Origin of the sequence: Delftia lacustris (assembly GCF_040267515.1) — a bacterium.
Lineage (GTDB): Bacteria > Pseudomonadota > Gammaproteobacteria > Burkholderiales > Burkholderiaceae_C > Comamonas > Comamonas tsuruhatensis.
This window is the reverse complement of sequence record NZ_CP141274.1, coordinates 596,473-608,565: the sequence shown is the minus strand read 5'-3', so window position 1 is coordinate 608,565 and position 12,093 is coordinate 596,473. Positions and strand designations below refer to the sequence as shown.

Annotated in this window: 8 protein-coding genes and 1 tRNA gene; 1 reads left to right on the top strand and 8 read right to left on the bottom strand. The window is 67.0% G+C overall.

What is annotated here, in order from left to right; all coding sequences use genetic code 11:
• Positions 1-3 precede the first annotated feature (3 nt).
• Positions 4-1,200: an NnrS family protein gene (locus tag U6958_RS04325; RefSeq protein ID WP_074922691.1), complete on the bottom strand. Its 1,197-nt coding sequence runs from the start codon at positions 1,198-1,200 to the stop codon at positions 4-6.
• Positions 1,201-1,321: 121 nt separating this feature from the next.
• Here U6958_RS04325 and U6958_RS04320 point away from each other — a divergent pair, with 121 nt between their 5' ends.
• Positions 1,322-1,651, top strand: a complete 330-nt coding sequence (locus tag U6958_RS04320; RefSeq protein ID WP_074922636.1) for a cupin domain-containing protein — start codon at positions 1,322-1,324, stop codon at positions 1,649-1,651.
• 103 nt (positions 1,652-1,754) lie between these two features.
• Here U6958_RS04320 and U6958_RS04315 read toward each other — a convergent pair.
• The 7 genes from U6958_RS04315 to rpoC form a co-directional block, all read right to left on the bottom strand.
• Positions 1,755-1,830 (bottom strand) — tRNA-Phe (locus U6958_RS04315).
• A 66-nt stretch (positions 1,831-1,896) separates the two neighbouring features.
• On the bottom strand, positions 1,897-2,571 hold the full coding sequence (locus tag U6958_RS04310) for a response regulator (RefSeq protein ID WP_016450397.1): 675 nt from the start codon (positions 2,569-2,571) through the stop codon (positions 1,897-1,899).
• 42 nt (positions 2,572-2,613) lie between these two features.
• Positions 2,614-4,956: an ATP-binding protein gene (locus U6958_RS04305; protein WP_016450396.1), complete on the bottom strand. Its 2,343-nt coding sequence runs from the start codon at positions 4,954-4,956 to the stop codon at positions 2,614-2,616.
• Complete coding sequence (locus tag U6958_RS04300) at positions 4,953-5,636, bottom strand: DUF4390 domain-containing protein (RefSeq protein ID WP_244160489.1); 684 nt, start codon at positions 5,634-5,636, stop codon at positions 4,953-4,955. The genes U6958_RS04305 and U6958_RS04300 overlap by 4 nt, the downstream gene beginning before the upstream one ends.
• On the bottom strand, positions 5,581-6,978 hold the full coding sequence (gene rsmB / locus U6958_RS04295) for a 16S rRNA (cytosine(967)-C(5))-methyltransferase RsmB (protein ID WP_043792219.1): 1,398 nt from the start codon (positions 6,976-6,978) through the stop codon (positions 5,581-5,583). The genes U6958_RS04300 and rsmB overlap by 56 nt, the downstream gene beginning before the upstream one ends.
• Positions 6,975-7,604, bottom strand: a complete 630-nt coding sequence (locus U6958_RS04290; RefSeq protein WP_074922631.1) for a LemA protein — start codon at positions 7,602-7,604, stop codon at positions 6,975-6,977. The genes rsmB and U6958_RS04290 overlap by 4 nt, the downstream gene beginning before the upstream one ends.
• 255 nt (positions 7,605-7,859) lie before the next feature.
• Positions 7,860-12,089 carry a DNA-directed RNA polymerase subunit beta' gene (gene rpoC, locus U6958_RS04285; RefSeq protein WP_016450392.1) on the bottom strand — a complete coding sequence of 1,410 codons (4,230 nt, stop codon included), beginning with the start codon at positions 12,087-12,089 and terminating at the stop codon, positions 7,860-7,862.
• Positions 12,090-12,093: the final 4 nt, after the last annotated feature.

Genomic DNA, 12,093 nt, shown 5'->3' with positions numbered 1-12,093 from the left:
CGATCATGCCTGCCGGTCGGCACGCGGGCGCACCAGCAGCGAGGCGAAACGCCACAGGTACAGCGCAAAGGCCAATACCCAGGCAGCGGCCGAGGCATGCAGCGCCGCCAGCGACAGCGCCGTGGGCAGCAGGGCCGCCAGGCGCAGCACGGCAGCGGCAATGACCAGGGCATAGGCGGCGACCATGCTGCGGTCGGTGCGCAGCGGCAGGCCCAGGTGGCCCATCGACGTCCGTGTGCACATGCCGATGATGAGCAGGGCAAAGCCACCCGCACCGATCACATGCACGGGCCAGGCGGGGCGCAGCACCCATCCGGCCGCATGCGCGCCGGCCACCAGCAGGCCCGCACCCAGCGCCGCGTGGCCCAGGTAGAGAATCCACAGCAGCGGCACGCGGCGCACGGCCTGGGGCTTCCAGGCCAGCACCTGCCACAGGGCGATCAGGCCCGCCACGGCCAGGCCGGCGGCCAGGCCCGGCCACCAGCCCGCCAGCAGGCAGGCGATGGCCACCACGCCCGCACCCAGTTGCCACGGGCCGCTGGCCGCGTGCATGGGGATCTGCAGGCCGGACACGGCGCGCATGGCGAAGAAGGGGATCACGCGCCGCGCGATCAGCAGCGCAATCACGGCCATGCACAGCAGGCCTGCGTTGAAGCGCTGCATCAGCGCGCCGTAGTCGCCCTGCCAGATGGACCACAGGTACAGCGCGTCGGCCGCGCCCAGGCCGGCCAGCAGCAGGGGCAGACCGTAGTTGCGCCGGCTGCGCGCGGCATGGATGGCGCGGCCCAGCGCCAGCGCGGCCCAGGCGAAGAAGGCGGTCTCGCACAGCGCAGCCACGGCAAAGGCCTGCGGCCCGGGCAGCAGAAAGCCCGCACGGGCGGTCAGCCACAGCAGGCACAGCGCGCCCAGCGCCCGGCCCTGCAGCGGATTGCGTCCCGTCCAGTTGCTGCCCGCCGTGAACAGAAAGCCTACGGCGATGGTGGCCACGAAGGCCCACAGCATCTCGTGCGCATGCCAGAACACGCCGGGCATGCGCCCCGCGATCCACTGCGGAGCATGGACCCACAGCGCCACCGACAGCGCGGCCCAGAGGCAGCCAAGCAGGTACAGCGGCCGAAATCCCAATTCGAGGAATGCCGTCCATTGCGGCGCCGGCTCCCGGGTTCTCAGGGGTTCCTCCAGCTCCATCCATTGCGCCATGATGTGCACTCCTTCCGGCCCGCCGTGCGCCTGCATAAGATGTATTCAGCGTACATCTTCAGGCGCGCGGGCGGGGCCGCTGCGGCACCACCTTCTGACCCACATCAAGCAGGAGCCAAGCATGGCACTCGAACACGCAAAGCCACTGGAGGTCATCGCCCTGCACGCCCGCGACGGCATGCCCATCAGCACCAGCCTGATCCGAACGCCGAAGCTGCAGCTGCTGCGCCTGGTGCTACCGCCCGGCCATGCCCTGCCCTGCCATCAGGTCCCCGGCGAGGCCACCATCCACTGCCTGGCGGGCGAGGCCGGCATTGCCACGCGCCTGGCAAGCCTGCGGCTGGTGGCCGGCTCGGTGGTGCTGGTGCCTGCCGGCGAGCTGCACGATGTGCACGCGCGCGGCGACCAGGGCTGCGTGCTGCTGGTGACGATTGCGGGCGCGAACGACTGAAGGCGGCCGCAGCCGCCGCACAGGCAGGATCACGCATTGCCTGAGGCACAAAGAAAAACGGACTGCTTCTTGCGAAGCAGTCCGTAATCTTTTTCACTGTATCTGGTGGCCTGGGACGGAATCGAACCGCCGACACAAGGATTTTCAATCCTCTGCTCTACCGACTGAGCTACCGGGCCGAGAACTAGATTATATGCAGGATTTTTTGACCCAAAAACGAAAAAGCCAAAATTCCTTCAAAAAGTCTATCCGCGCTTGTTGCGGCCCAGGTCCACGCCCAGCTGGCGCAGCTTGCGGTACAGGTGGGTGCGCTCCAGGCCGGTCTTCTCGGCCACGCGGGTCATGGAGCCGCCTTCGCGCGCCAGGTGGAACTCGAAGTAGGCCTTCTCGAAACCGTCGCGCGCCTCGCGCAGGGGGCGGTCCAGATCGAAACCCTGGTGTGCATGCGGCACGTTGTTGTCCACCGGCACACGGCTGGCCGCAGGCGTGACGACGGCTGCGATGTCGGCAGGCTCGGCCACTGCGGCAGGTGCTGCAGCCGGCGCCTGGCTGGCGGCATTGCGCGCCAGCCCCTGCTCCACCGCCTTGAGCAGCTTCTGCATGGTGATGGGCTTTTCCAGGAAGGACAGCGCACCGATGCGCGTGGCCTCCACCGCCGTCTCGATGGTGGCGTGGCCGCTCATCATGATGACCGGCATGGTCAGCTGGCCCGCCGAGGCCCATTCCTTGAGCAGCGATACGCCATCGGTGTCGGGCATCCAGATGTCGAGCAGCACGAGGTCGTAGGTGTTGGAGGCGCGCGCCGTGCGCGCCTGGCCGGCGTTCTCGGCCACGTCCACACTATGACCTTCGTCGTTGAGGATTTCCGACAACAAATCCCGGATCCCCAGTTCGTCGTCGACCACCAGTATGTTTGCCATGTGTCTTAAGCCTATGTGCTGAGGCGCGGGGGGGCGTCAGGCCTATCCTGTACGCTCAGGCGCAAATGATAGCGACACTTGCGCACCTTGAATCACCCCGCCGTCGTCCCTGTTGCCCAGGTCGATGCGGGCGCCATGCTCGTCTGCGATTTTCTTGACCACGGCCAGGCCCAGTCCGGTGCCCCGCGCCTTGGTCGTGACATAGGGCTCGAAGGCCCGTTGAAGGATGTTGGCCGCGAAGCCCGTGCCGCTGTCGCTGATGCTCAGGCGCACGCGGCGCGTGGACTCATTCCAGCGCGTCTCTATGGTCACGGGGCCGGGGGGCTGGCCGCTTTCCTGCGCACGCTGGGCCGTGGCGTCCTGGGCATTCTGCAAAAGATTGTGAATGACCTGGCGCAGTTGCTGGCCATCGCCGGAAATCGGCGGGCATTGCGGGTCCAGCACACACTCCACGCGCACTTCGGCGTTCTCTTCACCGTACAGCTGCAGCACGTCGGTCACCAGCGCGTTGAGGTCCAGCGACTGCAGATTGGCGGCAGGCAGGCGCGCGTAGTCGCGGAATTCATCGACCAGGCGCTTCATGGCGCCGACCTGATCGACGATGGTCTTGACGGACTTGGCCAGCAGCGCCTGGTCAGCCGGCTGCAGCTTGTCGGTCAGCCGCATGGCCATGCGCTCGGCCGACAGCTGGATGGGCGTGAGCGGGTTCTTGATCTCATGGGCCACGCGGCGCGCGACCTCGCCCCAGGCCTGGGCGCGCTGGGCCGAGACGATCTCGGAGATGTCGTCGAAGACCAGCAGCCGCTGCGCATCGGGCAGTTCCGCACCGCGCATGACCAGGGTGGTGGTGTGCTGGATGACGCCGCCATCGGTGGAGGCATGCAGCTCATGCACCAGTTGCCAGCGATCGCGCCCCTGCTCGCCCAGGAAGAGCGCGAACTGCTCCTGCACGACTTCGCCGAACTGCTCCAGCCCCGGCACCTGGGACAGCGCCCGTCCTTCATGGACGGCCATGGGCGCGCGCAGTATGCGCGTGGCCCCGGGATTGCTCAGGACGATGGCGCCCCGCGCGTCCAGCACGATGACGCCCGATGTGAGGTTGTCGAGGATGGTCTGCAGGTTGCCGCGTGCGGCATCGAGCTGGCCCATGCTGCGGTTGGCCTCGGCGCGCGCGTCGGCCAGTTGCTGGGTCATGAGCGCAAAGGAGCGCGTGAGCCCGCCGATCTCGTCGCGCGTCTGCAGCGCCGGCTTGGGCCGCAGGTCGCCGCGCGCCACGTCGCGCATGCCCTGGGCCAGCAGCAGCAGCGGCCTGGCCAGCTGGTTGCCCAGCACGATGGCCAGCACCACGGCGCCGAAGACCGCCAGGAACAGGCTGAGCGTGAGCGTGCCTATGTACATGCGCTGCAGGCCGCCGCGTGCCAGCGCGCGTTCCTGGTATTCGCGGTTGGCGGCCTGCACGGCAAGGGCGTTGGTCACCAGCGCCTGCGGCAGCGCAATGGTGGCCTGCAAATAACGCGGCTCGGTCAGCAGTCCCACGCTGGGGTTGGGAACCACGGCCAGCGTGCGGACCTGGGCATTCGGCGCTGTGGCACCCGGCTGGGCCGTGCCGTCGTCGTCCAGTCCTTCGATGCTGGCCACGGCGCGCTGCTCGCGCAGCGAGCGCAGCATTTGCGCGCTGGGGCGTTCGGGCTGCAGGTTGAAGCGCGACTGGCCTGCGCTGGCAACCGCGCGCAAGCCAGCCAGCTCGCCACTGCGCGGCACCGGCGCCGGACCCACGACGGCGATTTCGGAGGCGCTCCACAGCACGACATCGGTGGCACCCAACTGGTCGCGCACGCGCTCCAGGATCAGCGCGGCGCCCGCATCGGAGACCTGGGACAGCTGGGCGCCTGCGGTGCGCGTGTTGTTGGCCATGTCGTTGGCCACGGTCTCCAGCGTGGAACTGGCCAGGCTCACGCCTGCCGACAGCGCACCCTCGACCTGCACGTCGAACCAGCTCTCGATGGAGCGCGAGACGAACTGGTAGGAAACGATGTAGATCAGCAGGCCCGGCACCAGTCCCACCAGCGTGAAGATGCCGGCCAGCTTGAGCAGCAGGCGGCTGCCGAAGCGCCCCCGCTGCAGGCGTATGGCCAGGCGGATGCCGCCCCAGACCAGGATGGCCAGCAGCAGGCCGGCCACGACCACGTTGGCGGCGAACAGCCAGTTGTAGTTGCGCTCGTAGTCCAGCCGGTTGTTGGTGGCCAGGGTCAGCAGGAACAGCAGCAGCACGCCGACCAGCCCCATGAGACCGGCGCCCACGCCCACGGCCCAGCGCGTGCCGCGCGACAGGCCGGCCGAAGCCGGCAGGGCCATGCGTTCGTCGGCGTCGGTGTCCCGGTTCATGGCGCGTCTTCCAGCATCTGGGCGCGCGACAGCTGCAGGTTCCAGCCCGAGCGGCCCAGCGCACCGATCTGCAACGGCCTTGGCAGCTGGGACAGGTCGATGCGAAAGCGCAGCTGCACCGAGACACCCGACTGCATGGGTGCCGTGTCCATGATTTTCCAGCGCGAGATGCGCCGCATGGAGGACAGCGCATCTTCCAGGGTCTCGAAGGTCTGGCCCAGGGCCAGCCCCAGCCCGGCGCTGGAGAAGGGGGTATTGGAGATGTGCAGGCGCCAGCGGCGTGTCAGCGGCTGGTGGCTGAGGCGGTAGTGGCGGCTGGCGGTGGCCAGTTGCTGATCGGACCAGTACCAGCGCTCACGCTGGACCTGGGCCTCGGCCACGAAGTACATGGGAATGCCCTGGCGCAGCGCGTCGTCGATCTGGTAGGGCAACTCGAACTGGAGATTGGCGGACAGCAGCAGACCATCGTCGGAGCGCTCGAGCTGCATGGATCCGATCTCGGCGGTCAGCGCATCGGCCCTGGCCTGCAGGCCCAGGCCGGCCAGCACGGCGGCCAGCACAAGTGCCCCGGCCAGCCGCGCCAGCAGGCGCAGCCAGGCTGGCGACCTGGTCCGGGGACGGGGGTCAGCGCGTCTTTTGCAGCAAGGCGTAGAAGAAGCCGTCGTGGTCACCCAAAGCATTGTCAGCCAGCATGCCGGCTTTGTAGTCCTTGCCCGGGATTAAATGCCCCGGCGCCGGCAGTGTTCGCGCCTCACTGTTGCGTGCAACAAACGCTTGAACCTGTGCCTCGCCCTCTTGCCTGAAGACCGAGCAGGTGCAGTACAGCAGGCGCCCGCCAGGCTGCAGCAGGGGCCACAGGGTGTCGAGCAGCCTGGACTGGATCTGGGCCAGCTGGTGCACATCGCTTTCGCGGCGCAGCCAGCGCACGTCGGGCTGGCGCCGCACGATGCCCGAGGCCGTGCAGGGCGCGTCCAGCAAGATGGCGTCGAACAGCTGGCCACCGCATTGCGCCTCGAACCACTGCGCAGGCTGGGACGCATCGGCCACGACCACTTGCGCCTGCAACTGCAGCCTTCCCAGCGTGTCCTCGATGCGCGCGGCGCGCTCGGCGTCTATCTCCAGCGCCGTGACCTGCAGGGTCTGCGGCGCTGCGTATTCCAGCAGGTGGGCCGTCTTGCCACCGGGGGCGGCGCAGGCATCAAGTACCCGCAACGCTCGGCCGGCGGGCTGCTCCAGCCCTTGCAGCAGCAGCGGTGCGGCCAGTTGCGCCGCCGCATCCTGCACGGAGGCCAGGCCCTGGTCGAAGCCCGGCAGGGATTGCACGGGCAAGGCCTGCTGCAGTTGCAGGCCGCTGTCGGCCACGGCAAGCGATGGCACGTCCATGGCCTGCAGCGCCGCCTGGTACTGCGCGCGGTCTGCCCTTTGGCGATTGACGCGCAGCGTCATCGGCGGCTGCTCGTTGTTGGCCTGCAGGATGGCCTGCCAGTGATCGGGATGGTCCTTGCGCAGGCGGGCAATCCACCAGGCGGGATGGTTCCAGACCGCCTGCGGCTGGGCTTCGGTGGCGGCAACCAGGGCATCGCGCTCGCGCAGAAAGCGGCGCAGGCAGGCGTTGACAAAGCCGGACTGCGCGCGAGTCGGCCCCTGCTTGGCCGCTTCCACGGCCTGGTTGACCAGGGTGAACGGCGGGTATGGCGCGCGAGATTCATCCCAGGCCAGGGCCAGGGCGGTGTTCAGCAATGCGCTGACGCGCGGCGGCGGGTTGCGCGAGGCCAGCTGCTTTTGCAGCGCCTGGGCGCGGCCCAGCTGGCGCAGCACCTGGAACAGCAGGGCCTGCACGCCGGGACGCAGCGGCTGCGGCACACGCGCCAGCACGCTGCGGCTGGACTGGCCTTCGAGCACGGCCTGCAGGCATTGGGCGACGGCGTCGAGCTGCTGCCAAAGAGGAGGTGCGGCCGGTACGGCATGCGCCTGCGAGGGCGCCGCAGCGCGGCGCGGGGAAGAATGCGTGCGTTGGTTCATGTTCCACTTTCCTGCACCTTGCTGGGCGCAGGTTCGACCAGCAGGCTGCGCACCGGGCGAAAGCCCAGCAGCCAGGCCAGCAGCCTTGCCGGATATTGCGCGATGGCGGCGTTGTAGCGCTCGGCCGCGGCGTTGAATTGCTGCAGTCCCAGGCGGTTGCGCACCTGGTGCTCGGTCCAGCGCTGCTGCCAGGGCTGCAGCGGATCGGGGTCCGGCGACGGGGCATCTGATGGCGCAGTGCCAGTGCCAGCGGCGCCGGCGCCGGTGTCAACGGCGACCTTGGTCATGGCCTGCCAGGCCACCTCCAGCGCCGAGCAGGCATGCTCCAGCGAGGCCAGCGCGCTCTCGCGCAGCGGCCGGCCACGGGCATCGACCAGCGCCGTCTGCAACTGCGCGGCGGTCTGGTGCAGCGCGGCCTGGGCATGCACAAGGGCGGGGCTTTGGCCTTCGCCCTTGGGCTGTGCCTCGAAGGCCTGCAGCATGGCATGCCACTGGCCCAGGTATGCATCGAGCGTACCGAACTGCTGCACGCAGCCGCTGCGCAGCCGGGCCAGCCGGTTGTATGCGCCGACGGCCCAGAACACCAGCAGTGCCAGCAGCATCCATTCAAGAGACAAGGACCACATCGTCTGCAATGGCCCGGCCGGAAGCTGGTCCGGCCGAACTCTGGTTATTCCCAAAGAAAAACGCTCCCGCCTGCGCAGGGCAGGCCGGGAGCGTCACATCATCAAGCACTTGCGCCATGCACTGCTCTAGGAGACAGCATGTCCCAACAAGAGGGACGCCGAGCAAGGGCCGCCCCCGCAGCGAGGGCGTCGTCCCCCTCCCGCGTAGCGAGAGAGGGGGAAGCGGCACAGCCGCTCAGGGGGTGACACCGCCTATCAGTCAGCGGAAGCGTCACCGGCGACGGCAGCCACGCCAGCGTCGTCGTCAGCCATCACACCGGCCAGTTCGGCCGCTTCGGCGTCGGCGATGGCGCGGCGCTCTGCGTCGTCCATGGCGTCCTTGGCCTTGCGCGCCTGGTGGTATGCCAGACCCGTACCAGCGGGGATCAGGCGACCCACGATGACGTTTTCCTTCAGGCCACGCAGCTCGTCGCGCTTGCCCATGATGGCAGCCTCGGTGAGCACGCGGGTCGTTTCCTGGAACGACGCGGCAGAGATGAAGGAGTCGGTCGACAGCGATGCCTTGGTAATACCCAGCAGCACGTTGGAGTACGTGGCAGGGATCTTGCCTTCGCGCTGCAGCGCCTCGTTGGTATTGAGGATCTCCGAACGCTCGACCTGCTCGCCAGCGATGTAGGTCGAGTCGCCGGTGTTCTCGACCACGACGCGGCGCAGCATCTGGCGAACGATCACCTCGATGTGCTTGTCGTTGATCTTCACACCCTGCAGGCGGTAGACGTCCTGCACTTCATCGACGATGTAGCGCGACAGCTCCTCGATGCCCAGCAGGCGCAGGATGTCCTGCGGATCGGCCGGGCCGTCGACGATGGACTCACCCTTGTTGACCACCTGGCCTTCGTGCACCAGGATGTTCTTTTCCTTGGGCACGAGCTCTTCCCAGACCTTGCCATCCAGATCGGTGATCTGCATGCGCACCTTGCCCTTGGTTTCCTTGCCGAAGGAGATGGTGCCGGTCATCTCGGCCAGCGTGCCCTTGTCCTTGGGCGTACGGGCTTCGAACAGCTCGGCCACGCGGGGCAGACCGCCGGTAATGTCTCGGGTCTTCTGGCCTTCGACAGGGATACGGGCCAGCACTTCGCCGGGGCCCACGTCCTGGCCGTCACGCACCTGGATCAGAGCGCCGACCTGGAAGCCGATCGTCACCGAGTGGTCGGTGCCGGGGATCTTGACTTCCTGGTTGTTGGCATCGATCAGCTTGACCTGGGGACGCACGACCTTGGCAGAGCCACGGCGCTTGGGATCGATCACCACCAGCGTGGACAGACCGGTCACTTCATCGACCTGCTTGGCCACGGTCAGGCCCTCTTCCACATTCTCGAAGCGCACCTGGCCGGCGTACTCGGTAATGATGGGTCGGGTCAGCGGATCCCAGTTGGCCAGGATCAGACCGGCCTTGACCTGCTGGTCGGGCCTGACGGTCAGCACGGCACCGTAGGGCACCTTGTGGCGCTCACGCTCGCGGCCGTTGTCGCTGATGACGATTTCGCCCGAACGCGAAATCACGACCAGCTCACCCTTGGTGTTGCTGACGTAGCGCATCGTGCTGTTGAAGCTGATGGAGCCGTTGGACTTGGCTTCCACGCTCGAGGCGATGGCAGCGCGCGAAGCGGCACCACCGATGTGGAAGGTACGCATGGTCAGCTGCGTGCCGGGCTCGCCGATGGACTGGGCGGCGATCACACCCACGGCTTCGCCGAGGTTGATCAGGCCGCCGCGGCCCAGGTCGCGGCCGTAGCACTTGGCGCACAGGCCGTAGCGGGTCTCGCAGGTCAGCGCGGTGCGGACCTTGATCTCGTCCACGCCTTGCGATTCCAGCTCGTCGATCACGTCTTCGTTGAGCAGCGTGCCTGCGGGCAGCAGCACGGCCAGCGTCTCGGGATGCACGACGTCCTCGGCCGTGGTACGGCCCAGCACGCGGTCGCGCAGCGATTCGATGACTTCACCGCCTTCGACGATGGCGCGCATCAGTGCGCCATTGCTCGTGCCGCAATCGTCCTCGTTGACCACCAGATCCTGCGTCACGTCCACCAGACGACGCGTCAGGTAGCCGGAGTTGGCCGTCTTCAACGCCGTGTCGGCCAGACCCTTTCGGGCGCCGTGGGTGGAGATGAAGTACTGCAGAACGTTCAGGCCTTCACGGAAGTTCGCCGTAATGGGCGTCTCGATGATGGAGCCGTCAGGCTTGGCCATCAGGCCACGCATGCCGGCCAGCTGGCGGATCTGCGCGGCCGAGCCGCGGGCGCCGGAGTCGGCCATCATGTAGATGGCGTTGAACGATTCCTGCTCGACTTCGTTGCCGTGGCGGTCGATGACCTTTTCCTTGGCCAGCTGGGCCATCATGACCTTGGAGACTTCGTCGCCGGCCTTGCCCCAGATGTCCACCACCTTGTTGTAGCGCTCGCCAGCGGTCACGAGACCGGAGACGTACTGCTGTTCGATCTCCTTCACCTCGGCTTCGGCACGGCCGATGATCTCGGCCTTTTGCGGCGGCACCAGCATGTCGCCGATGGCGATCGAGATGCCGGCGTGCGTGGACAGGCGGAAGCCGTTTTGCAGCAGCTTGTCGGCAAACACCACCGTGGCCTTCAGACCGCACTTGCGGAACGAGGCATTGATGAGCTTGGAGATCTCCTTCTTCTTGAGCGCCTTGTTCATGTGGCTGAACGGCAGGCCCTTGGGAAGGATCTCGGACATCAGGGCGCGGCCCACGGTGGTTTCCACCAGGCTGGTCGAAGGCTCGAACTCGCCGGAGTCCTTGTTCTTCGTCCACTCGGTCAGGCGAACGCTGATCTTGGCGGCCAGCTCGACCTGCTCGGCGTCCAGCGCGCGCTGCACTTCGCCGATGTCGGCGAAGACCATGCCCTCGCCCTTGCCGTTGATGCGCTCGCGCGTCGCGTGGTACAGACCCAGCACCACGTCCTGCGAAGGAACGATGGAGGGCTCGCCCGATGCGGGGAACAGCACGTTGTTGGAGGCCAGCATCAGCGTGCGGGCTTCCATCTGTGCTTCCACCGACAGCGGAACGTGGACGGCCATCTGGTCACCGTCGAAGTCGGCGTTGAAGGCCGCGCAGACGAGCGGGTGCAGCTGGATGGCCTTGCCTTCGATCAGGATGGGCTCGAAGGCCTGGATGCCCAGGCGGTGCAGCGTGGGAGCACGGTTCAGCATGACCGGGTGCTCCTTGATGACCTCTTCGAGGATGTCCCACACCACGGGCGTGCCGGATTCCACTTCCTTCTTCGCCGCCTTGATGGTGGTGGCGATGCCGCGCTGCTCGAGCTGCGCGAAGATGAAGGGCTTGAACAGTTCCAGCGCCATCAGCTTGGGCAGACCGCACTGGTGCAGCTTGAGGTACGGACCCACCGTGATCACGGAACGGCCCGAGTAGTCCACGCGCTTGCCCAGCAAGTTCTGGCGGAAACGGCCGCTCTTGCCCTTGATCATGTCGGCCAGCGACTTCAGGGCACGCTTGTTGGCGCCCGTCATGGCCTTGCCACGGCGGCCGTTGTCCAGCAGCGAGTCCACTGCTTCCTGCAGCATGCGCTTTTCGTTGCGCGCGATGATTTCCGGAGCCTTCAGCTCCAGCAGGCGGCGCAGACGCGAGTTGCGGTTGATGACGCGGCGATACAGGTCGTTCAGGTCGGACGTTGCGAAGCGGCCGCCGTCCAGCGGCACCAGCGGACGCAGGTCCGGGGGCAGCACGGGCAGCACTTCCATGACCATCCAGCCCGGCTTGATGCCGGACTTCTTGAACGCTTCCAGCAGCTTCAGGCGCTTGGCGTTCTTCTTGACCTTGACTTCGGAGCCGGTCAGGTCGCCGCGCAGGCGCTCGGTCTCGACGTCGATGTCGATGCCTTCGAGCAGGTCCTTGATGCCTTCGGCGCCCATCTTGGCTTCGAACTCGTCACCGTACTCGGTGCGCTTGGCCTCGTAGTCGTCCTCGGTCATGATGCTGAACTTCTTCAGCGGGGTCATGCCGGGGTCGGTCACCACGTAGGCTTCGAAGTACAGCACGCGCTCGATGTCGCGCAGCGTCATGTCGAGCACCAGGCCCAGACGCGACGGCAGCGACTTCAGGAACCAGATGTGGGCGCAGGGCGCAGCCAGGTCGATGTGGCCCATGCGCTCGCGGCGCACCTTGGTCTGGGTCACTTCGACGCCGCACTTCTCGCAGATCACGCCGCGGTGCTTGAGGCGCTTGTACTTGCCGCACAGGCACTCGTAGTCCTTGATGGGGCCAAAGATCTTGGCGCAGAACAGACCATCGCGCTCGGGCTTGAACGTGCGGTAGTTGATGGTCTCGGGCTTCTTCACCTCGCCGAAGGACCAGGAACGGATCTTCTCGGGAGAAGCCAGGCCGATCTTGATGGCATCGAAATGCTCATCGGGCGTGAATTGCTTGAACAGGTCGAGTAGAGATTTCATAAGA